Here is a 21,570-nt window from a genome sequence, read left to right as displayed (position 1 = left end):
CAGGGCTCGCCGCCGACTTCTTCAACGTCGGGACTTCGGCGCTGATCGCAGTCGAAAGAGCCCGGCCGATCAGACCCGCGGCTGATCGGCCCGCGCCCGCCGCCCCCCGGCGGGCGCGTCACCGCGCCCACCGCGGCGGTCACGGCCCGATCTTCAACCGATGCGGCGGCTTGGCGCCCCTCGCCCTGCGGCTTGCGCCTCCGGGCGACGGCCTCGGCATCTCTCCCCCGGAGAGATGCTGATCGAGGCCGGGGACAAGACCGGCGCGCGCGCCAGCCCCGCCCTCCCCCGGCCCGAGCCGAATCCCCTTGCCCGCCCGCCATCTCCGCTTCCCCAGGTCCGGACAACAAGAAACCCGACCGACGAGGGAACGACGATGACGAGCATCATGCAGGGCTTCCCCCCCGCCCTGGAGGACCGCGCGACCCTGGCCAACTGGCGCCACGCGCCCTGGAGCCGCTGGGCCTTCCACCATGTGCGGGAGATCGTGCCCACCGCAGAAATCGCCAATGACCCGGCGAATGTCTGGGCCCTCCCCGAGGGGAAGATCGACCTCTCCGCCGTCAACCTCGAAGCCGCGATGGACGAAACCGCGGCGGACGCGGTGGCGATCATCCACGAGGGCAGGCTCGTCCACGAAACCTACCGCCGCGGCATGAGCGCCGCGAGCCCGCACATCCTCTTCTCCGTCTCGAAATCCATGCTCGGCCTCGTCGCCGGAACGCTGGTCGAGCGGGGCGAGCTGGCCGAATCCGACCTCGCCGCGAAATACGTCCCCGAGCTCGAAGGCACGGCCTATGCCGACGTGACGGTCGGCCAGCTGCTCGACATGCGCGCGGGCGTCCTCTTCGAGGAGGATTACCTCGCCACGGAGGGCCCCATCGTCGACTACCGCTTCGCCGCGAACTGGAACCCCGTCCCCGCCGGTCGTGACGCCGGGGACCTGCGTTCCTTCATGGCGAAAATGACGGAGCGGGACGGCCCGCATGGCGGCCGCTTCCACTATGTCTCCGTCAACACCGACCTCCTCGCCTGGGTGTTCGAGCGGGCGACGGGCCTCCGCTACGCCGATCTCGTCTCCGAGAGGCTCTGGAAGCCCCTCGGCGCCGAGCGCGCGGGCGAGATCACGGTGGACCGGATCGGCGGCGCCCGCGCCGCGGGCGGCAAGAGCTTCACGGCGCGGGACCTCGCCCGCGTCGGCATGATGGTCGCAGACGGAGGGCGGCGCGAGGGGCGGCAGATCATCCCCGAAAGCTGGATCGACCAGATCGAGAAGAACGGGGACGCGGAGGCCTGGAACACGGGCGACTTCTTCGAGCATTTCCCCGGCCGCCCCATGCACTACCGCGCGAAATGGTATGTCCAGCGGGAGGCGGAGCCGCTCATCCACGGCCTCGGCATCCACGGCCAGTTCGTCTTCGCGGACCGGGCGAAGCGCCTTTCCGTCGCCTGGTTCTCCTCCCGCCACGAGCCGACGGACACGCCCACCACCATGAAGGTGCTGGAGACGGTGGACGCGATCCGCCGGGCCGTATCGTGAGCGCGCTCTGGCGCCTCTCCGCCGAAGAGACCGCCGCCCGCGTCCGTTCCGGCGAGGTGAAAGCGCGGGACATGGCGGAGGCCGCCCTCGCCCGCATCGACGAGGCGAACCCGCAGATCAACGCCGTCGTCCTCCGCATCGACGCGGAGGCGCTCGAAGCCGCCGACGCGGTGGACGAAGCCGTGAAGGCGGGCCGCGATCCCGGCCCCCTCGCCGGCGTCCCCGTGACGACGAAGGAGAACGTGGACCAGACGGGCCTTCCCACCACGAACGGCCTCCGGATGCAGGCCGGCCTCGTCGCCGCCGAAGACAATCCCGTCGTCGCCAATCTCCGCCGCGCCGGCGCCGTGATCGTCGGGCGCACCAACACGCCCGCCTTCTCGCTCCGCTGGTTCACGCGGAATTCCCTTCGCGGCTGGACGAAGAACCCCTGGAACCCCGCCCTCACCCCCGGCGGCTCGTCGGGGGGCGCCGCCTCGGCGACCGCCGCGGGCATCGGCGCCATCGGCCACGGGACGGACATCGCCGGCTCAGTCCGCTACCCCGCCTATGCCTGCGGCCTCCACGGCATTCGCCCCACCCAGGGCCGCGTCGCCGCCTTCAACCCCTCGGGCGCGGATCGTCACATCGGCGCCCAGCTCATGGCCGTCTCCGGCCCGAAGGCGCGCTCCGTCGCCGATCTTCGCCTCGCGATGGAGGCGATGATCGCCCCCGATCTCCGCGACCCCTGGCACGTCCCTCTCCCCCTCGCGATGGGCGACTTCCCGAAGCGCGCCGCGCTCTGCGTGAACCCGGAGGGGCTCGCCACCACGCCGCAGGTCGAGGCCGCGCTCCGCGACACGGCCGCCCGGCTCCGGGACGCCGGATGGGACGTGGCGGAGGCCGAGGCCCCGCCCCTCCGCGAACCCGCCCGCCTCCAGCTCCGCCTCTGGCTCGCCGAGATGCGCCGCGCCGGCCCCATCGTGGAGAAGGAGGGGGACAGGGACGCGCTCCACACCTTCGCGGAGATGGAGAAGATCTGCCCCGAACCCTCCCTCTTCGACGTGATGGACGCGCTCCAGGCCCGCCTCGCCTTCCTCCGCCAGTGGCAGATGTTCCTTCAGGACCGCCCGCTCCTCATCCTCCCCGTCTCGGCCGAACCGCCCTTCCCGGACCAGCTCGACCAGACGGATTTCGCGAGGTGCTACGAGGCGATGCTGCCGCAATGCGGCCTGCCGCTGATGGGCGTCCCCGCGGCCAGCGTCTTCACCGGCTTCTGCGACATGGAGGCGGGCCGCGCCCCTATCGGCGCCCAACTCGTCGCGCCAAGGTTCCGGGAGGATATCCTCCTCGCCGCGATGGCGGCGATCGAGGCGCGGGGCGAGAAGCCGGGGATCGCGGAGCCCTGAGAGACGATCAACTGACCGAACACTGCGCGGCGTCGGCCAAAAGCGCCCGGCCGATTTGACCCGCGTCAAATCGGCCCGCGGTCGTCGCCCCCCGGCGACCGCGTTTCCGCGCTCGCCGCGACGACCACGGCCCGATTTCCGACCGACGCGGCGGCTCGGCCCCCCTCGGCCTCCGCAGGGGCTCCGGCCGAACGGCCCCTGCGGCTTTCCACCGGAAAGCCGCTGATCGGGGCCGTGGCGAACGTCTCCCGCCGGGGACCGATGGGGCGGGGGAGAAATGGCGACGGGCAAGCGCCGCCCCGCGCTTCGCAGCCCCCTCGCTTTCAGGCGCCCCACTCCCGCCCCTCCCGCAGCCCCGGACCTGATCCGGGGCCCCGACGAACGAAGCGGACCGCCCGTCGGGGCCCCGGCTCAAGGCCGGGGCCTTGTCTCTCCCACCGCGCCTTCCCGCGCCTCACCCCGCGCCCCGCGCTCCCCCCTCTCGCCTGCGGCGGGGGTCAGGGGGAGGGCGATCCGCAACTCGAAGCGAAGGCGCGCCCCGAAGACGCGCGCGAAGCCCCGCCCCCATACCGCGCCGACAGCGCCATGAGCGCCCGGCTGATCTGACCCGCGTCAGATCAGCCCGCGCCCGCCGCTCCCCCACGTTCAAACGGGCCGGGCGCGTTCCGCGCCCGCCGCGGCGTGCACGGCCCGATCTTCGACGTTCGGGAAGGCTCGGCGCCCCTCGGCCTCCGCAGGGGCTCCGGCCGAACGGCCCCGGCGGCTTTCCACCGGAAAGCCGCTGATCGGGGCCGTGGCGAACGTCTCCCGCCGGGGACGGATGGGGCGGGGGAGAAATGGCGACGGGCAAGCGCCGCCCCGCGCTTCGCAGCCCCCTCGCTTTCAGGCGCCCCACTCCCGCCCCTCCCGCAGCCCGGACCTGATCCGGGGCCGACGAACGAAGCGGACGCCCGGGGGCCCGGCTCCAGGCCGGGGCTTGTCTCTCCCGCCGCGCCTTCCCGCGCCCCCCGCCCCGCGCCCCCCCTCCCGCCTGCGGAAGGGGCAAGGGGGAGGAGCGATCCGCAAGCGCCAGCCCCGATCCATGAAAAATCATGGACCGCCCGCCTCCCTCGCCGCCGCCGCGCCAGAGGCGCTCCCTCTCCCCCCGCCGGGGGAAGGGAGAGGGAGGGGGGCCGCCCGCCGCCAATCCTTCCCGAAACCGCCTGAAACAATCCGATCACGACTTTTATCGTGAAAAATCAACGCTCCGAGCCCGATTTCCATGGAAATCCCCCGAAATCCGCCCGGAATCGGCCTCCCCGAAGGAAGCCCCCCGCCCCTGCAAGCGGGAAGGGAGGGAGAGGGCGGCGGGCCGCTCGCCCTGACCCCCCTGAAACAATCCGATCACGACTTTTTTCGCGTCAAATCAACGCTCCGAGGCCGATAACCATGGTTATCCCCCGAAAACCGCCCCCCTACTCCCCCTCCACCGTCACGAACGTCGCCAGTTCCGGCGCGGCGAGCCCGAGGCTCATGCCGCACATCACCCCCGGCACGAAGGCGGCGTCGTAGATCTCCATCACCGCCCCGTCGATCCGGAACCACTCCGCCACCGAGCCCGTCGAAAGGTCGATGATCTGCGCGCCCGTCCAGGCCTCGCTGTCCGCCGCCTTCAGCCTCCCGTCGAGCGCCAGCCCCTCGAACCGCTTGTAGCGGGGCCTTGAGAGCCCGACGACGGCGTATCCCCCGTGGAAGGAAAGCCCCCTCACGAAGCCGGGGCAGAAGCAGATCGCCGTCTTCGCCCCCGTCTTCCGGTCCACCTCCATCAGTTCCCCCGTGCCCGAATTGAGCACGAAGAGCCGCCCCTGATGCACCCGCGGCGAATGCGGCATGGAAAACCCCGTCGCCACGACCTCCCCGCTCGCGACCTCGACGATCACCCCGCCATCCGCCCGCCTGTCCCGCCACCCGTCCACCGTGTCGGAGCGGGAGCAGGCGGTGACATAGGCCGGCGCCCCCGCCTCCATCGCCATCCCGTTCAGATGGCACCGGTCCTCCGCCACGAGGCGGGAGATGAAGGGCGGGCGCCAGACGGGCCGGAAACTGTGCGTCTCGGAAAGCGTGGCGAGGCAGTTCCACTTCGTGACGACAAAGACGGGCCGCCCCTCCGCATCGAACCCCACGTCATGCGCATCCACCGCCCCGACCGGGGAGATGCGGCGCGGCACGAAGCAGGCGTCATAGATCTCGTTCACCCGCTGGTCGGGCGAAAGAGACGAAACCATCTCGATGATCGCCCCCTGCGTGGCGAGCGCGATCCGCCTGCCCGCAACCGCGATCCCCATCGCCTGCTGGAACAACCGCTCGTCCACCAGCAGCCCGCCGCGCGGATTCCGCCCGATCAGGTAGAACTTGCCGGACTGGTAGGAAGAAAGCGCCAGCGACACCCCCGCCTGCGCCAGCCATCTCACAAGGCCGGGCGACATCGAGTACGTCACCTGCTGCGGCGCGGCGATCCCCTGCACCGCCGCCGGTTGCGGCTGCTCTTCGGCCATGATCCCCTCCGCTGCCTCGCCGCAAGGCTACGGCGCCGGCGCGGCGGCTTCAACGACGCCGAGGCCCGTGCTAGGCCGGCTGAAACGGAGGAAGCGGACATGAACGATCTTTCCGGGCGCATCGCGCTCGTCACCGGGGGCGGCACGGGGCTCGGGCGCTCGATCTCGCTGAAGCTGGCGGAGCGGGGGGCGACCGTGCTCGTCAACTATTCGCGCAGCGCGGCCGAGGCGGAGGAGACGGTCGCCGCCATCGCGGCTGCGGGGGCGCAGGGCCGCGCCGTGCAGGCCGACGTCTCCACGCCGGAGGGCGCGGCGGCGCTCCGCGCGGCGGTCGAGCCCTTCGGGCGGCTCGACATCCTCGCCTGCAACGCCGGGATCACGAAACAGGCGCGGAACCACGCCGATCTCGACGCTCTGTCGAAGGAGGATTTCCTCGGCGTCTATGCCGTCAACGTCGTCGGCCCCTTCCTCGCCATGCAGGCGCTGAAGCCCCTGCTCCTCGCCGCCCATGAGGCGAGCGGGCGCGCGAGCGCGGTGGTGAACACCTCCTCCATCGCCGGGCTTTCCGGCATCGGCTCCTCCGTCGCCTACGCCGCGTCGAAGGGCGCGCTCAACACCATGACGATCAGCCTCGCCCGCGCGCTCGCGCCCGCAATCCGGGTCAACGCCGTCTGCCCCGGCTTCATCGGCACGCGCTGGTTCCGCGACTCGATGGACGAGGAGACCTATGCGGCGACCGTCCGCTCCGTCGAGGAGAGAACGGCGCTCGCCGCCGCCTCCGGGCCGGACGAGATCGCCGATGTCGCCGTCTTCCTCGCGACGGACGCCTCGCGGCACATGACGGGCGAGCTGCTGCGCGTCGACGCCGGCCTCCATCTCGGCCCGTCGCCGCTCCGGCGGGGCCAGTGACCGTTCTCTATGTGGACGCCGACGCCTGCCCGGTGAAGGCGGAGGCGCTGCGCGTGGCGGAGCGGCACAAGGTCCGCGTCGTCTATGTCGCCGATGGCGGCCTCCGGCCGAACCCGCATCCGCTGGCGGAGGTGGTGATCGTGCCAGGCGGGCTCGACGCGGCGGATGACTGGATCGCGGAGCGGATCGGGCCGGGCGACATCTGCGTCACCGCCGACATCCCGCTCGCCGACCGCTGCGTGAAGGCCGGCGCCCGCGCCATGCGGCCGGACGGGGAGCTCTGGACGGCGGCGAACATCGGCAATGTCCTCGCCACGCGGAACCTGATGGCGGAGATCCGGGCGGCGAACCCGCTCAACCAGGGCGGCGGCGGCCGGCCCTTCTCGAAGGCGGACCGCTCCCGCTTCCTCGAGGCGCTGGAGCGGGAGATGCGGCGGCGCTGACGGTCAGGCCGCCCGCTTCGCCATGATCTCCTCATAGGCCTCGTTGATCTCGGAAAGCCGGCGCGTCGCCATCTTCACGGCTTCCTCCGGCACGCCGCGGGCGATCATCCGGTCCGGATGCGTCTCCCGCACCAGTTCTCGCCAGCGGCGACGGATCTCCGGCGTGGGCGTGTCCGGCGAGACGGAGAGAATGGCGAACGGATCCCTGTGGCGGGGCGAGTAGCGGGCGCGGATCGCCGAGAATGCAGTCTCCGAAACGCCGAAGATGCGCGCGACCTCCGCGAGAAAGGCGTCCTCGTTCGGATGATACTCGCCATCCGCCAGCGCGATATGGAAGAGGCCCTCCAGCACATCCTCCAGAACCGGGCTCTCCGGGCCGAAGAGCCGCGCGATCTGCGCAGCGTAGCCGTCGAAGCCGGCGACGTCGGAGCGGGCGAGGTTGAAGACGCGGGCCGCGTTCTTCTCCTCGTTCGGCGGGATGTGGAAGACCTCGCGGAAGGCGTAGACCTCGTCCTGCGTCACCCGTCCGTCGGCCTTCGCCATCTTCGCCCCGAGCGCGATCACGGCGATGGTGAAGCCGACGGATTTCTCGGGCGGGGTGCGGAGCTTGCCGAAGACCTCCGAAAGGCTCTCTCCGGCTGCGAGGGCGGCAAGAGCTTCGGCGATGCGGGACCAGATGGACATGCGCCGAAGCATAGCCCGTCCGTCGCCGCCCGGCGAGGGGGCCATGCGCTGCGGCGGGGGCAGCCATGCGCGGGGCGCGAAAGGCTGGCCCCCCGCGCGGATCGGCGTATATCTGGACGACCCGAAGGAGCGTCGATGCCTCTCTCCCTCCTGCCGCCAGAGATGAGCCTCGCCGAAGGGCGGGCGCTGCCGCGCTGGCGGCGGCCGGAGACCATGCTGGCCGTCATGGCCTTCGGCTCCATGCTCGCCTTCTCCACCTGGATGGCGGTTGCGGCGAACTTCGTGATCGAGGTCGTGGCCTTCGACGGGTCGGACAACGGCTGGATGCATACGGTGCGGGAGATCCCGGGCTTCCTCGCCTTCCTCGCCATCTTCATCTTCGTGCTGATCAAGGAACAGAGCTTCGGCCTGATCTCCCTATTCCTGCTCGGCCTCGGCTCCGCGCTGACGGCGGAATTCCCGACCTTTCAGGGCGTGCTCGTCGTCACGTTCATCTCGTCGCTCGGATTTCACTACTACGAGACGGTGGCGCAGAGCCTGCAGCTTCAGTGGCTGACGAAGTCCGAGGCGCCGAAGAAGCTGGGCTGGATCGTCTCCGCCGCATCTGCAGGGGCGCTGCTCTCCTACGCGCTGATCCTGACGACATGGGAGGCGTTCGATCTCTCCTACCAGACGATCTACTGGGCTTCGGGCGGGTTCTGCATGGCGGTCGCGCTCTTCTGCCGCTTCGCCTATCCGCAGTTCCGGTCGGACACGGTGCAGACCAAGGGCATCGTGCTCAAGCGGCGCTATTGGCTCTACTATGCGCTCGTCTTCATGTCGGGCGCGCGGCGGCAGATCTTCGTCGTCTTCGCCGCCTTCATGATGGTGGAGCTCTACGGCTTCAAGCTGAGCCACATCGCCGGGCTGATGCTCGCTAACTACTGCGCGACGATGGTGGCCGCCCCCTATATCGGCCGCATGATCGCCCGGTTCGGGGAGCGGTTCGCCATGCTCGTCGAGTATTCCGGGTTGCTGACGATCTTCCTGCTCTATGCCGGGCTCTACTGGTTCGGATGGCCGTGGGAGGTGGCGGCGGCGCTCTACATCGCGGATCACATCTTCTTCTCGATGGCCTTCGCGCAGAAGACCTATTTCCAGAAGATCGCGGACCCGGAGGACCAGGCGCCGACGGCGGCGGTCGCTTTCACGATCAATCACATCGCAGCCGTGTTCCTGCCGGCGGCGCTCGGCTATCTCTGGCTCGTCTCGCCCTCGTCCGTCTATTCGCTCGCGGCGGCGATGGCGGGCGTCTCCCTCTGCCTCGCGACGCTCATTCCCAGGCATCCGGACAAGGGGCGGGAGACGACCTTCGCGCCGCCGCCGGTCGCGCAGCCGGCGGAATAGCGGATGGCGGAGGGGGCGGAAGGCCGGTTCGTGACCGGCTCCACGATGCGCCATGTCGCGGTGATGACGGCGACGGGATCGGTCGGCCTTTCCTTCATGTTCCTCGTCGATTTCGCGACGCTCTTCTACGTCTCTTTGCTGGGGGACGAGACGCTGACGGCGGGGGTCGGTTTCGCCTGGGCGATCCAGTTCTTGACCGTCTCGGTCGGGGTCGGCCTCTCAATCGCGGCGATGGCGCTTGTCTCCCGCTCCATCGGGGCTAGGGAGCGGGAGAAGGCGCGCGGGCAAGCGACAGCGGCGCTTCTCATCTCCGGCGTGGTGCTGACGGGGACGGCGCTGCTGATCCTTCTCCTTCGCCGCCCTGTCCTCGACCTGATCGGCGCCGAAGCGGAGGCGGCGGAGGTCGCGGCGCGGTTCCTGCTGATCTCCGTCCCCTCGCTGCCGCTCGTCGGGCTCGGCATGGTCGCCGCCTCCACGCTGCGGGCGGAGGGCGCGGCGCGGAAGGCGATGCTGGTGACCGTATCGAGCGGCACGGCGGCGCTCATCCTCGACCCACTCCTCATCTTCGGGCTCGGCCTCGGGGTGGATGGCGCGGCCTTCGCGATGGTTCTTAGCCGGGGAATGGCGGCGCTGGTGGGCCTTCGCTACTGCCTCGGCCTCTCGCTTCTCGGCCCCGCCTCACTCTGGCGCGCGCGGGCCGTCGCCCCGGCCTTCTTCGCCATCGCGGGGCCGGCGATCCTGACGCAGCTTTCCACTCCGCTCGGCAACATCCTGATGACGTGGTGGATCTCTTCCTGGGGGGACAGCGCTGTCGCCGGCTGGGCGGTGGCGAGCCGGCTGACCGTGCTCGCCTTCGGCGGAATCTTCGCGCTCTCGGGCGCGATCGGCGGAATCATCGGCCAGAACTACGGGGCGCGGCGGGCTGACCGTGTGGCCTCAGCCTATCGCGATTCGCTGATTTTCGCGGCCGGATATGTCGTCTCCGTCTGGGCGCTCCTCGCGCTCTTCGCGCCGCTGATTGTCCGCGGCTTCGGCGTGACGGAGACCGGCGCCTCCGTCGTCTACGCCTTCTGCTTCATCGGGGCGGGCGGCTTCATGTTCAACGGTGCGCTTTTCGTCGCCAACGCCGCCTTCAACAATCTCGGCCGGCCGCTTCTCTCCACCGCCTTCAACTGGGTGAGGGATGCGGGCGTGACGCCGCTGATGCTCCTCGCCGCGCCGGCATCGCTCGGCGCGCCGGGCGTCGTCTATGCGCAGGCGGGGGCCGGCGTCGTCGTCGGCTCCGTCGCGGTGCTGGCCGGCTGGCGGCTGACGCGGAACGTGGCCTTCGGCGCGCCGCCCGCCCCCGCCCCCGCGCCGCTCCCCGGTGGGGCGACGGCGAAAGGCGCCGGGGCGATCCTCCATGCGGCGGATGGCGCGGGCGGCTCCACTGGCGCGGCGGCGCGGCATGATTTAGAGACCGACGCCGGAACGCCGCGCTGACGGGCGGCCGAGGACGCAAGCGAGGGCTTAATGGTCAAGATCACCTATATCGAGCATAGCGGGAAAGAACATGTCGTGGACGTCGCCGTCGGCCTGACGGTGATGGAGGGCGCGCGCGACAACAACATCCCCGGCATCGACGCCGATTGCGGCGGCGCCTGCGCCTGCTCCACCTGCCATGTCTATGTCGACCCCGGCTGGGCCGGAAAGCTCCCCGCCAAGGAGGCGATGGAGGAGGACATGCTCGACTTTGCCTACCAGCCCGGAGAGACGAGCCGCCTCACCTGCCAGGTCAAGGTCACGCCGGATCTCGACGGCCTCGTCGTCCGCATGCCCGAGAAGCAGATCTGATGCCTGAGGACGTGATCGAGGAAGGGTTCTCCGCCACCCATGTCGGCGCCGCGCAGCTGAAATCCGTGGTCGAGCGCATCGAGCGGCTGGAGGAAGAGAAGCGGGAGATCGCGGAGCAGGTGAAGGAGGTCTACGCCGAGGCGAAGGCCAACGGCTTCGACGTCAAGACCCTCCGCAAGGTCGTCGCCCTCCGGAAGAAGGACGCGAAGGACCGGCAGGAGGAGGAGGCGATGCTGGACCTCTATCTCCACGCCCTCGGCATGGCGCCGGCGCCGGAAGCCTGAAGCGCAGGCCCTCAGGCCGGCTCCTCCTCCCCCTTCGTCTTGCGATAAATCGTGGTGCGGCCGATGCCGAGCCGCCGCGCCGCCTCCGACATGGAGCCGTCATAACGGGAAAGCGCCGCCTCCAGCGCGGCGGCCTCGATCTCCGCCAGCGGTCGCACATGCCCGTCTTCATCAAAGAAGGGATGTGCGGCGGCGGGCGCGGCGGAGCCGGGCTCCGGCGGCGAAAGGTGGGAGAAGTCCGCAGGCTCCAGCAACCTGTTCTCCGTCAGCACCACCGCGCGATAGATCGCGTTCTCGAGCTGGCGGACATTGCCGGGCCAGGGCGCGGAGACAAGGAGCGCGCGCGCCGCGTCCGTCAGGCCGACCACGGACTTGCTCTCCTGCGCGGAGAACCGGGCGATGAACCGCTCGGCGAGCGGCGGAATGTCCTCCCGCCGCTGGCGGAGCGGCGGCAGCGTGAGCGGAAAGACGCTGACCCGGTAATAGAGATCCTCGCGGAACCGCCCGGCCGCGACCTCGGCCGCAAGGTCCCGGTTGGTGGCGGAGATGAGGCGGATGTCTGTCTTCACCGTCCGCGCGCCGCCCACCGGATCCACCTCGCCTTCCTGCACGGCGCGGAGGAGCTTCACCTGCGCCTCCGGCGGCAGTTCGCCGATCTCGTCGAGAAAGAGCGTGCCGCCGTCCGCCTCCTCGAACTTGCCGATACGGCGGGCGACGGCGCCGGTGAAGGCGCCCTTCTCATGGCCGAAGAGGATCGACTCGACGAGACTTTCCGGCAGGGCGCCGCAGTTGACGGCGACGAAGGTTCGGGCGGCCCGGTCCGAGGCGGCATGAACCGCGCGCGCGAACACTTCCTTGCCGACCCCGCTCTCCCCCTCGATCAGGACCGGAATCGCCGATTGCGCGGCCCGCATGGCGAGGCGGATGGCCTTTTCCGTGGCCGGACTGTCCGCGACGAGGCCTGAAAAGCCCTCCGCCTTTGCGCCGGCGGAGAGGCGGCGCACTTCCGCGGCGAGTTCGTTGAGCTTCAGCGCGTTGCGGATCGAGGTCTCCAGCCGCTCCGGCGCCACGGGCTTTATCAGGAAGTCGGTCGCGCCGGCGCGCATGGCGGCGACGGCGTTAGCGACGGAGCCGAGCGCGGTAAGGACGATGACGGGCAGGTTGGGGCGCACCCGGCGAAGCCGCGTCAGCGTCTCCACGCCATCCATTCCCGGCATGGCGAGATCGAGGAGGACGAGGCGCGAGTCGGCTCCAAGCGGGCCCGACAGAAGGTCGAGCGCCGCCGCGCCGCCCGGCGCGTCCAGCCAGGGGCGGTTCGCGGCCGTCAGCATCGCGCCGGTCATCCGGCGTTGCGCAGGGTCGTCGTCCACGATCAGAATCATGTCATGCCCATGCCGCTCCGCATCGCTCCCCCCAATGGCGAGGAATAGGCGCAGACGGTTAACAAGAGCAGACTCCGCGACTGCGCGCCGCCTGACGTTCCGGCGGGCGGGACTGGCCGCGCCTGCACATTTTGCGTTCACGCGCGGAAAATGCCGGCTTGCCGCCATCGAAAACATGGCGCCGACGCGCTGCCGCGCTAACCTGCGTCGACTTTGTGACAAAGAGGAGGATTCCATGCGTCTTCGCGCCCTCGCCTTCGCCGCCGCGCTTCTCGCCCCCGGGCACTCCCCCGCCACGGCGGAGACAGCGATGCCCTTCGCGCTCGACTGGAAGTTCGAGGGGCCGGCCGCGCCCTATTTCGTCGCCATCGACAAGGGCCATTTCGCCGCCGCCGGCCTCTCGGTGGAGGTGACGGCCGGCCAGGGCTCGCTCGACGCCATTCCGAAGGTCGCGACCGGCGCCTTCCCGGTCGGCTTCGCCGATATCAACAGCCTCGTGAAGTTCCTCGACCAGAACCCGGGCGCGCCGGTGATCGGCGTGATGATGGTCTATGACAAGCCGCCCTTCGCCATTGTGGGGCGGAAGAGCCTCGGCGTCTCCGCGCCGAAGGATCTGGAGGGCCGCGTGCTCGGCGCTCCGCCGCCCGACGGCGCATGGGCGCAATTCCCCGCCTTCGCCAGCGCCAACGGGCTTGACGTCTCGAAGATCACGGTGGAGCCGGTTGGCTTCCCGACGCGGGAGCCGATGCTCGCCGAGGGCAACGTCGCTGCGGTGACCGGCTTCTCCTTCTCCTCCTTCCTCAACCTCGTGCGGCTGGGCGTGCCGGAGGAGGACATTTCCGTCATCCTGATGGCCGATCACGGGCTCGCGCTCTACGGCAACGTCATCATCGCCAACACGGACTGGGCGGCGGCGAACGGCGACGCGCTGAAGGGCTTCCTCGCCGCAATCGCCGCCGGCTGGAAGGACGCGATCGCCGACCCGGCGGCGGCGACGGAAGCGCTCATCTCCCGCAACCCGGCCGCGGACGCCGCGCTGGAGGAGCGCCGGCTGCGCCTCTCCATCGAGGCGAACGTCCTGACGGACGCCGTCAAGGCGAATGGCATGGGCCTTGTCGACCCGGCGCGCATGGCGAAGGCGCTGGAGCAGATCGCGGAGACCTACACGTTCGAGACGGCGCCGGACCCGGCCAAGATCTTCTCGGACGCGTGGTTGCCGGCGGGCGGGTTCCCGCTCCAATGAGCGAGGGGCTGATCGAGCTTCGGGGCGTCAGCCTGGCCTACAGAACGGCGTCGGGCCCCCTGCCCGTGCTCGACGATCTCTCGATCAGCGTGCCCGAAGGCGGTTTCACCGCCTTCGTCGGCCCCTCGGGCTGCGGCAAGTCCACGCTCACCCGGCTCATCGCCGGCCTGACGAAGCCGGACCGGGGCGAGGTCCGGCTCCACGGGGAGCCGGTGCGCGGACCACGTCCGGTCGTCGGCATGGCCTTCCAGAACCCGGTGCTGCTGGAATGGCGGACGATCCTCCGCAACGTGCTCCTGCCGCTCGAGATCACGCGCACCGCGCTCTCGAAGCGGGAGCAGGAGGCGCGGGCGCGGCGCCTCCTCGCCCTCGTCGGCCTCGAAGGCTTCGAGGAAAAGCGCCCCTCGGAGCTTTCCGGGGGGATGCGCCAGCGCGCCTCTCTCTGCCGCGCTCTGATCCACCAGCCCGAGATCCTGATCCTCGACGAGCCCTTCGGCGCGCTCGACGCCTTCACGCGCGAGGACCTCTGGAAGCTGATGCACGAGCTGAAGGCGGAGGAGCCCTTCACTGGCGTCCTCATCACCCATGACCTCCGCGAGGCGGTGTTCCTCGCGGACGAAGTTGTCGTGCTCTCCGGCCGCCCCGCCACGGTGCAGCGTCGCGTGCCTTCCGGCGCGGCCGGGCGGCGGGACATCGAGCATCTCTATACGGCCGAGTCCGCCGCGCTCCTCAATCTCCTGCGCCGCGAGATCGAGATCGCGCAGGGCCGCGCGCCTGCCGAAAGCCGCGCCGCATGACCGCCTCCAAGGTTGCGGCGCCCGCCGTCGCGCTTGCGCTCACGCTCGGCTTCTGGGAATGGCTCGTGTGGGTGAACGGCTGGCCGGACTACAAGATGGCCTCGCCCTCGGACCTGTGGCCGGCTTTCTGGAAATTCCGCCATCTCTTCCTCGTCCAGGGTTGGGAAACGCTCTGGCGCACGGTTGCCGGGCTCGGCCTCGCCGTCGTCTTCGGCGTGCTGGTCGGCATGGCGATGGGCCTCTCCCGCATGGCGAGGGACGGGCTTTATCCGCTGCTCGTCGGCTTCAACGCGATCCCGAAGGCGACGGTCGTTCCGATCGTAGCGCTGATGTTCGTCGGCTGGCACGACTTCAACACCGTGCTGATCGCCTTCATGATCTCCTTCTTTCCGATCGCCGTCTCCGTCTCCATCGGCCTCTCGACGCTCGAGCCGGAATACCGGGACATCCTGCGCGCACTCGGCGCCTCGCGCTTCACGGTCTTCCGGAAGATCGCCCTGCCGAAGACGCTGCCCGAATTCTTCGGCGCGCTGAAGGTGTCGGTGACGCTGGCCTTCATCGGGACAAACCTGATGGAGATCGTCTCGCCCCATGGTCGCGGGCTCGGCGCGCTCTTCGACAGCGCGAAGACGAATTCGGACTATCCGCTGATGTTCGCCGTCCTCTTCGCTCTCGCTGCGCTCGGCATCCTGCTCTACTATGTCGTCGTCGCGCTTGAGCGGACCTTCGCAGGCTGGGCGGAACGCCCCGCGAGCTGACGACCCCTTGCGCCGCCCATCCAATGACGCTATCTCGCGCCTCGGCGGGTGATTAGCTCAGTTGGCAGAGCAGCTGACTCTTAATCAGCGGGTCGAAGGTTCGAGCCCTTCATCACCCACCAAAACCTCTAAAAGGTTAGCGGCTGGCGGCGTCTCTGATCGGGGCGCCGTATGTACTCGTTCTCGCCTTGGAGTCGGATCTCTCGCATTTCGGCGCGGCGAGACCTGATCCCGGCAGAGCAAGGTGGACCGCATCATCGAGTCGAGCCGCGATTGCGGCTCTCGGTCTCGAAGGCGGCCCGGTCCTGACGGGCGAAGAAGGCGCCCCGACCGCCGCCCTTGTCCGGGTCGTGCGCTGCGCGCTGATGGGCGGCCTGGCCGGGCGCCACTCGAATGGCGGCACAGCTCCCGCCCGGGCGAGGCGCTCCAAGGCGGCTTCGGCGCGTCAGGAGGGCGACAAGACATGCTCTATCGACTAGGCTTCGGCAGTGACGCGGAACCCTGCGAAACGACCCCGAAGGTATGTGAAGCGTCTGCTCCGCAATTGCGCTAGACCCCCTCGAAAATCGGGGGCCAGTCTCGCGCCGGGCAATTGTCATGAGGACCGCTCGCGCAAGCCGGCGCTCCCCTTCGTCGGAGAGAAGGCCGGGGGAAAGATGGAAGAGCCGTGGCGGTGGAGCGAAGAGCGGTGGCGCGCGATCGTCGGCAAGATTCGCGCTGGGCGATCTCTCAAGCCGGATGGCTGGCCCCATGGCGCCCGGTGCGCCGTCGCCCTCTCGTTCGATTCCGACCATGAGACGCTGACGCTGCGCTCCGGCGACACGTCGCCCGGCCGCCTCTCCGCGGGAGAGTATGGCGCCCGCGCCGGCGTTCCCCGGATTCTCGACCTGCTTCGCCGCCACGACATTCCCGCCACCTTCTTCGTGCCGGCGGTGACGGCGACCCTCTATCCCGATGAGCAACGGCGCGTCGTCGACGAGGGGCACGAGATCGGAATCCATTCCTGGATCCACGAGTTCAACTCGACGCTGGCCCCCGAGGCGGAGCGCGACCTTCAGTTTCGCGCCGCGGACAGGCTCGAGACGATCTGCGGCGTAAGGCCGGTCGGCATCCGCACGCCGTCATGGGATTTCTCGGCGCATACGATGGCGATCACGCGGGAGATGGGCCTTCTCTACGACAGCTCGCTCATGGCGGATGACGATCCCTACGAGATCGTGGAGGATGGCGTGCCAACCGGCGTGGTCGAGCTTCCCGTCGAATGGATAAGGGACGATGCGCCCTACTGGATGGTCGACTGGAAGCGGGGCGTTCTCCCCCACATGCCGCCCTCCTCCGTGGAAGAGGTGTTCAGGCGGGAATTCGACGGGGCGCGGCGTGAGGGCGGCCTCTTTCTCCTGACATGCCATCCCCATATCATCGGCCATCGCTCGCGCGTAACCGTCCTCGAATCCCTCATAGAGCACATGCGAGAGGCCGGGGATGTGTGGTTCGCGACGCATGCGGATGTCGCCCGGTGGTGCCTCGCGCAGGCAGGGCGAAAAACGGGAGGCGCCTAGATCATGGCGGGCGGCTGGGCGCGGGACGGCGCGGTGAACGAGCAGATCGAGGCCTCCATCGCGGAGGAGCTCGAACGGATGCACGTAGCCCGGGCGCCGGACAGAGAGAGCCGTGAAACCTGCGCCGAGTGCGAGGAGGCGATTCCGGAGGCCCGGAGGTGGGCGCTGCCCGGCGTCATGCTTTGCATAGACTGCCAGAGGGAACGGGACGCGCTTCCCGTCCACCGCGGCGGGATCAACCGGCGCGGCTCGAAGGACAGCCAGCTGAAATAGGCCCGGCCCTCAGCCTCGCATCCGCGCGCCGTCCGCATCGAAGAGGGGGGCGGAGAGCAGCCGGGCGGGTCGCCGCTCGCCAAGGATCTCGATCTCGGCCTCGAGCCCCGGCGCGGCGAGCGCGGCGGGGACGAGGCCGAGCGCGACCGAGACGCCGGCCCAATGCGACCAGCCGCCCGAGGTGCAGAAGCCCTGCACCTGTTCCCCGATCCAGATCGGCTCATAGGCGACGACGTCAGCGTCGTCGGCATCCACAGCGAAGGCGACGAGGCGGCGGGACGCGCCGGCGGCCTTCTCCGCCTGGGCCGGGGCCTTGCCGATCCATTCCGCGGGTTTGTTCCAGGAAACGAACCGGTCCATCCCGGTCTCGCCCACGGTGTAGTCGGGCGAGTATTCGCGGAGCCAGGAGCCGAAGAACTTGTCGAGCCGGAGGCTCATCATCGCCCGCATCCCGAAGGGCCGCAGGCCGAGCCCCTCCCCCGCTTCGGTCAGCGCGGCGAAGAGGGCGCGCTGATCCATCGCGTCCACATAGATCTCGAAGCCGAGATCGCCGGTATAGGAGACGCGCTGCACCATGGCGCGGGTCAGGCCGACATCCATCTCCCGCGCCGCCATGAAGGGGAAGGCGGCGTTCGAGACATCCGCGCGCGTCGTCCGCGAGAGAAGGTCGCGGGCGTTCGGCCCCGCGATCTGGAAGCCGAGCCGCGACGTGGAGACATTCTCCACCCGCACCCCATCGGGGGGCAGGTTCGCCTCGAACCAGCGCATGTGGAAGGCCTGGGCGGAGAAGCTGGCGGTGAGCTGGAAGCGGTCTTCCGCGAGGCAGGTCACCGTGAAGTCACCGATGATCCGGCCCTTGGGGGAGAGCATTGGCGTGAGGGAGAGCCGCCCCGGCGCGGGGATGCGGCCGGCCATGATCCGGTCGAGCCAGGCGCGGGCTCCGGGGCCCGTCACCATGTATTTCCCGAAATTGTGGATCTCGTTCAGCCCCACCGCCTCCCGCACCGCGCGAACCTCCTCGCCCACGGCGTCGAAGGCGTTGGAGCGGCGGAAGCTCGGCGTCTCGAAGCGGGCTTCGCCCTCGGGGGCGAAGTAGTTGACATGCTCCATGCCGAAGCCGGCGCCGAAGACGGCGCGGCGCTCGTCCCAGAGGGCATAGGCCGGGGTTGTCTGGAAGGGCCGGGCGGCCGGCAGCTCCTCGTTCGGGTAGGAGATGGAGAAGCGGCGCTGGTAGTTCTCGATCACCTTCGTCCGGGTATAAGCGGGCGTGACCCACCGGCCCGCGCGCCGGTCGATCCGGAGCTCGCCGAAGCGGGAGACGTCCATCGCGAAGACGTTCCGCTCCGCCTCCCCCTCCACCATCCACTGTGCAAGGGAGAGGCCGACGCCGCCGCCCTGAGAGAAGCCCGCCATCACGCCGCAGGCGGACCAGTAGTTGCGAAGGCCGGGAACCGGGCCGACGAGCGGGTTACCGTCCGGCGCGAAGGTGAAGGGGCCGTTGATTACGGTCTTGATCCCCGCCCGTTCCAGCACGGGGAAGCGGCGATAGGCGAATTCGACCGAGTCCGAAATCCGGTCGAGCTTGTTCTCCAGCAATTCGTGGCCGAAATCCGCCGGCGTGCCGTCCACCGCCCAGGGGTCGCAGGGCTGCTCGTAAAAGCCGATGCAGAGGCCCCTGCCCTCCTGCCGCAGATAGCTTTCCCCGCCCGGGTCCATCACATGCGGCAGTTCCTTCTCCCGCTCGTAGACCTCCGGCGTCTCCTCGGTGACGAGATACTGGTGCTCCATCGGGTGGAGCGGCAGGAAGAGCCCGGCGAGCGCGCCGACCTCGCGGGCCCAGAGCCCGCCCGCGTTGACGACATGCTCGGCGCGGATCGTTCCCTCCTTCGTCACCACCTCCCAGGAGCCGTCGGGCATCGGGTTCGTCTCGATGACCGGGTTTCGGAGCACGATCTCCGCCCCCGCCATCCGCGCCGCCTTCGCATAGGCGTGGGTGGTGCCGGACGGGTCGAGATGGCCGTCGAGCGGGTCGTAGAGCCCGCCGATCACGCCCGCGGTGTTGGTGATGGGGGAGAGCTTGCGGATTTCCTCCGGGCCGACCAGTTCCGTGTCGAGGCCCATGTAGCGGTGCTTCGCCCGCTCCGCCTTCAGGTAGTCCCACCGCTCCGGCGTGTCCGCCAGCGTGACGCCGCCGACATGGTGAAGCCCGCAGGACATGCCGGTGATCGCCTCAAGCTCCCGGTAGAGGCGGATCGTGTAGCCCTGGAGCGCGGCCATGTTCGTGTCCGCGTTCAGGGTGTGGAACCCGCCCGCGGCATGCCAGGTGGAGCCGGAAGTGAGCTCGGAGCGCTCCACCAGCATCACGTCCGTCCAGCCGAGCTTCGTCAGGTGATAGAGCACGGAGCAGCCGACGACGCCCCCTCCGATAACGACGACGCGGGTATGGGATTTCATGCTGGGGCTCCACTCAGGCTTTGGCCCGAGAGAGGGGGAAGCGGCGGCGCGGCGCAAGCGGGAATGCGGCGCCCGGCGGCGCGGATCGCCTATCGGCGGCGGCGGAAGAGGCTGCGGATCAGGTCGAGAAACGGCGCGAGGGCGCCGCGGCGGGAGCGGATCGACCATGCGGGGCGGGAGGCGAGCCGCCAGACCTCCTCCCGCTCCACCCCGCTGCGCGTGTGGGTCCTGAGATCGGGGGGCGGGTCGGCCACTTTCATGACGGTCTCCGGGGCGGGACTATCCCCGTGCGCCAGCATAGGGCCGAAGCAGGCAAGGGCCTATCACGATCTTGCGGGAGGCGGGGAGATGGTGGGCCGGAGGCGCTCCCAAGTCGGCCGCCGCGGCTGTGCGCACACGGCGTGCAAGGGGTTCATGTCTCTGATATAATGAGAATATCGCAAAATCTGGCCTGAAACGAACACACTGGCTTCGCAAACCGACCGTCCCGCCGACAGCGCGGCGACCGGGCCCGGCCGGCCTTGCGCGGCCGGCTTGCCCCAGCCCCCTACTGCGCCCTGTCGAAGGCCGAGGCCGCCTCCGTCGAGAGCGCCGAAAGCGCGGCGCGGACATTGGGATAGGAGGGGTTCGCCGCCGTCTCCGTCGCCGTGGAGAGCACCTTGCCGACGAAGCCGGAGACGGAGGCGGCGAGGACGAGGCGGCCGCCCTTTTCCGCCGCCTTCCGCGCCGAAACGACGAGGGCGCCGAGCGGGCCGGAGGTGAACTGCTTCACCCCGCTCATCTCGATCACGACGCGCCCCGTGGGCGAGTCCTCGATCGCCGCGCCCACCGTCTTCAGCAGCGCGTCCCGGCTGTCCGCGTAATAGGCGGACTTGCGGAGGCTGACGACGACGACGTCGGCGTAGCGGGAAACCGCCTCCTCCTCGCCGCCGCCCTTCCTGAAGAACCCGAAAACCATCTGCGCCTCCGCCGTGTCGGACGGGTCTTATACGCCCGGAAACGAGCGAAAAAAGGGCCGCCGGCCGGCGCCGGCGGCCCCATTCCTCACTTCTGGAGCTCGGTCCAGATCGCCGTGTAGAAGGCCTGCGCCTCGTCCGAGCAGGCCGGGCTGAACTTGCCCGCCGCGACCAGCTCCGCCGGCACCACGATTTCCGGCGCCGTCTTCATGTCTTCCGGCATGAAGGCGTCGGATCCGTCGATCCCGTTCGCGTAGCGGGCGAAGGCGGAGATCATGGCGGCGTTCTCCGGCGCCATGATGAAGTTGAGGAAGAGCTTCGCGTTATCGACGTTCTGCGCGTCGGCCAGGATCGCGGCGCTGTCCATCCACACCGGATAGCCTTCCTTAGGGTAGCCGTAGGCGACATCCGGGTTGTTGTTCCGCGCGCGGAAGGTGGAGCCGTTCCAGTTGACGGAGGCGGGGACGTCGCCGCTCGAGAGCTTCTCCGTCATCCCGTAATCCATCGACATCCATTTCGGCTTCGCCGCCATCAGGACGTCCCGCGCCTCCTTCAGCTTGGCCTTGTCGGTGGTGCAGGGCTCGCCGCCGACATACATCAGCGCGAGGTTCACGACGTCCTGCATCTCAGGCACGACATTGACCTTGCCGACCAGTTCCGCCGGCGGATCGAGCCAGATGGCGGAGGTGTTGATGTCCCCGCCATAGATGGCGGTGTTGACGGCGACGCCCGTCGTCCCCCACTGCCACGGCACTGAATAGCGGCGGCCCGGATCCCAGTCGACGTTCTTCCACGTCTCCGAAACGTGCTTGAAATTCTCCATCTCCGGGATGCCCGGCTCCATGAGCAGGCCCTTCTCGACGAAGATCTGCATGAAGCTGTGCGTCGGCACCACGATGTCGAAGCCGTGGCCGCCGGCCTCGATCTTCGTCAGCGCCGTGGTGTTGCTGTCATAGTCGGTGATGGTGACCTTGACGTCATAGGTCTCCTCGAACTTCTTGATGAGGTCGGGGTTGGTGTAGTTGCCCCAGTTGTAGATGTTGAGCTCGCCCGCCGCCTGCGCGGAGCCGGCCGCGAGGCCCGCTCCAAGGAATGAGGCGATGGTCAGCATTCCGAGTTTCTTCATGTCAGTCTCCCTGTTGCGGCG

20 protein-coding genes and 1 tRNA gene are annotated in these 21,570 nt (G+C 69.5%); 14 read left to right on the top strand and 7 right to left on the bottom strand.

Annotation, left to right across the window (positions count from 1 at the left end):
• Nucleotides 1-376 precede the first annotated feature (376 nt).
• The gene (locus ACE37J_RS14325) at nt 377-1,540 is read left to right on the top strand and encodes a serine hydrolase domain-containing protein (RefSeq protein ID WP_409712076.1); all 1,164 of its coding nucleotides are present in this window, start codon (nt 377-379) and stop codon (nt 1,538-1,540) included.
• On the top strand, nt 1,537-2,928 hold the full coding sequence (locus ACE37J_RS14320) for an amidase family protein (protein ID WP_409712074.1): 1,392 nt from the start codon (nt 1,537-1,539) through the stop codon (nt 2,926-2,928). The genes ACE37J_RS14325 and ACE37J_RS14320 overlap by 4 nt, the downstream gene beginning before the upstream one ends.
• Nucleotides 2,929-4,382: 1,454 nt before the next feature.
• Here the strand turns inward: ACE37J_RS14320 and ACE37J_RS14315 are convergent.
• Complete coding sequence (locus ACE37J_RS14315; protein ID WP_409712072.1) at nt 4,383-5,462, bottom strand: TIGR03032 family protein; 1,080 nt, start codon at nt 5,460-5,462, stop codon at nt 4,383-4,385.
• Nucleotides 5,463-5,561: 99 nt separating this feature from the next.
• Here ACE37J_RS14315 and ACE37J_RS14310 point away from each other — a divergent pair, with 99 nt between their 5' ends.
• Both ACE37J_RS14310 and ACE37J_RS14305 read left to right on the top strand, forming a co-directional pair.
• Nucleotides 5,562-6,371 (top strand): SDR family NAD(P)-dependent oxidoreductase, encoded by an 810-nt coding sequence (locus ACE37J_RS14310; protein WP_409712069.1) that lies wholly within the window; start codon nt 5,562-5,564, stop codon nt 6,369-6,371.
• On the top strand, nt 6,368-6,814 hold the full coding sequence (locus ACE37J_RS14305; protein WP_409712067.1) for a YaiI/YqxD family protein: 447 nt from the start codon (nt 6,368-6,370) through the stop codon (nt 6,812-6,814). The genes ACE37J_RS14310 and ACE37J_RS14305 overlap by 4 nt, the downstream gene beginning before the upstream one ends.
• Nucleotides 6,815-6,817: 3 nt before the next feature.
• Here the strand turns inward: ACE37J_RS14305 and ACE37J_RS14300 are convergent, their stop codons facing one another.
• Entirely contained in the window at nt 6,818-7,498 is a 681-nt protein-coding gene (locus ACE37J_RS14300) for a TerB family tellurite resistance protein (RefSeq protein WP_409712065.1), read from the bottom strand.
• A 135-nt stretch (nt 7,499-7,633) separates the two neighbouring features.
• Between ACE37J_RS14300 and ACE37J_RS14295 the strand changes: the two genes are divergently transcribed.
• Genes ACE37J_RS14295 through ACE37J_RS14280 form a run of 4 tightly spaced genes read left to right on the top strand, consistent with a single transcriptional unit; the run spans nt 7,634 to nt 11,001 of the window.
• Nucleotides 7,634-8,884, top strand: coding sequence for an MFS transporter (locus ACE37J_RS14295; protein ID WP_409712063.1), 1,251 nt, complete (start codon nt 7,634-7,636; stop codon nt 8,882-8,884).
• 3 nt (nt 8,885-8,887) lie between these two features.
• Entirely contained in the window at nt 8,888-10,366 is a 1,479-nt protein-coding gene (locus ACE37J_RS14290; protein ID WP_409712061.1) for an MATE family efflux transporter, read from the top strand.
• Nucleotides 10,367-10,396: 30 nt separating this feature from the next.
• Nucleotides 10,397-10,717 (top strand): 2Fe-2S iron-sulfur cluster-binding protein, encoded by a 321-nt coding sequence (locus ACE37J_RS14285; RefSeq protein WP_409712059.1) that lies wholly within the window; start codon nt 10,397-10,399, stop codon nt 10,715-10,717.
• Complete coding sequence (locus tag ACE37J_RS14280) at nt 10,717-11,001, top strand: DUF2312 domain-containing protein (protein WP_409712057.1); 285 nt, start codon at nt 10,717-10,719, stop codon at nt 10,999-11,001. Before ACE37J_RS14285 ends, ACE37J_RS14280 begins: the two co-directional genes overlap by 1 nt.
• Nucleotides 11,002-11,012: 11 nt before the next feature.
• On the opposite strand, the gene ACE37J_RS14275 is transcribed toward ACE37J_RS14280, so the two are convergent.
• Nucleotides 11,013-12,383 (bottom strand): sigma-54-dependent transcriptional regulator, encoded by a 1,371-nt coding sequence (locus ACE37J_RS14275; protein ID WP_409712055.1) that lies wholly within the window; start codon nt 12,381-12,383, stop codon nt 11,013-11,015.
• Between the two features lie 235 nt (nt 12,384-12,618).
• Here ACE37J_RS14275 and ACE37J_RS14270 point away from each other — a divergent pair, with 235 nt between their 5' ends.
• The 6 genes from ACE37J_RS14270 to ACE37J_RS14245 all read left to right on the top strand — a co-directional run bounded on the left by ACE37J_RS14270 (nt 12,619) and on the right by ACE37J_RS14245 (nt 17,013).
• Entirely contained in the window at nt 12,619-13,626 is a 1,008-nt protein-coding gene (locus tag ACE37J_RS14270) for an ABC transporter substrate-binding protein (protein WP_409712053.1), read from the top strand.
• Entirely contained in the window at nt 13,623-14,423 is an 801-nt protein-coding gene (locus ACE37J_RS14265) for an ABC transporter ATP-binding protein (protein ID WP_409712051.1), read from the top strand. Before ACE37J_RS14270 ends, ACE37J_RS14265 begins: the two co-directional genes overlap by 4 nt.
• Complete coding sequence (locus ACE37J_RS14260) at nt 14,420-15,181, top strand: ABC transporter permease (RefSeq protein ID WP_409712049.1); 762 nt, start codon at nt 14,420-14,422, stop codon at nt 15,179-15,181. Before ACE37J_RS14265 ends, ACE37J_RS14260 begins: the two co-directional genes overlap by 4 nt.
• Nucleotides 15,182-15,227: 46 nt before the next feature.
• Nucleotides 15,228-15,303: transfer RNA gene (locus ACE37J_RS14255), tRNA-Lys, on the top strand.
• Nucleotides 15,304-15,837: 534 nt separating this feature from the next.
• A complete protein-coding gene (locus ACE37J_RS14250) occupies nt 15,838-16,740 on the top strand; it encodes a polysaccharide deacetylase family protein (protein ID WP_409712047.1) in 903 nt (300 codons plus the stop codon).
• Nucleotides 16,741-16,743: 3 nt separating this feature from the next.
• Nucleotides 16,744-17,013: a DksA/TraR family C4-type zinc finger protein gene (locus ACE37J_RS14245; RefSeq protein WP_409712045.1), complete on the top strand. Its 270-nt coding sequence runs from the start codon at nt 16,744-16,746 to the stop codon at nt 17,011-17,013.
• A 9-nt stretch (nt 17,014-17,022) separates the two neighbouring features.
• On the opposite strand, the gene ACE37J_RS14240 is transcribed toward ACE37J_RS14245, so the two are convergent.
• From ACE37J_RS14240 to ACE37J_RS14225, 4 genes are all read right to left on the bottom strand, one after another.
• Nucleotides 17,023-19,467, bottom strand: coding sequence for an FAD-dependent oxidoreductase (locus ACE37J_RS14240; protein ID WP_409712043.1), 2,445 nt, complete (start codon nt 19,465-19,467; stop codon nt 17,023-17,025).
• Between the two features lie 89 nt (nt 19,468-19,556).
• A complete protein-coding gene (locus ACE37J_RS14235; RefSeq protein ID WP_409712041.1) occupies nt 19,557-19,727 on the bottom strand; it encodes a hypothetical protein in 171 nt (56 codons plus the stop codon).
• Nucleotides 19,728-20,014: 287 nt separating this feature from the next.
• Complete coding sequence (locus ACE37J_RS14230) at nt 20,015-20,425, bottom strand: STAS domain-containing protein (protein ID WP_409712039.1); 411 nt, start codon at nt 20,423-20,425, stop codon at nt 20,015-20,017.
• 86 nt (nt 20,426-20,511) lie between these two features.
• The gene (locus ACE37J_RS14225; protein ID WP_409712037.1) at nt 20,512-21,549 is read right to left on the bottom strand and encodes an extracellular solute-binding protein; all 1,038 of its coding nucleotides are present in this window, start codon (nt 21,547-21,549) and stop codon (nt 20,512-20,514) included.
• Nucleotides 21,550-21,570 lie beyond the last annotated feature (21 nt).

It is taken from the genome of Pikeienuella sp. (assembly GCF_046290545.1).
In the GTDB taxonomy this organism is placed as follows: domain Bacteria; phylum Pseudomonadota; class Alphaproteobacteria; order Rhodobacterales; family Rhodobacteraceae; genus Pikeienuella.
This window is presented reverse-complemented; position numbering and strand designations above follow the sequence as displayed.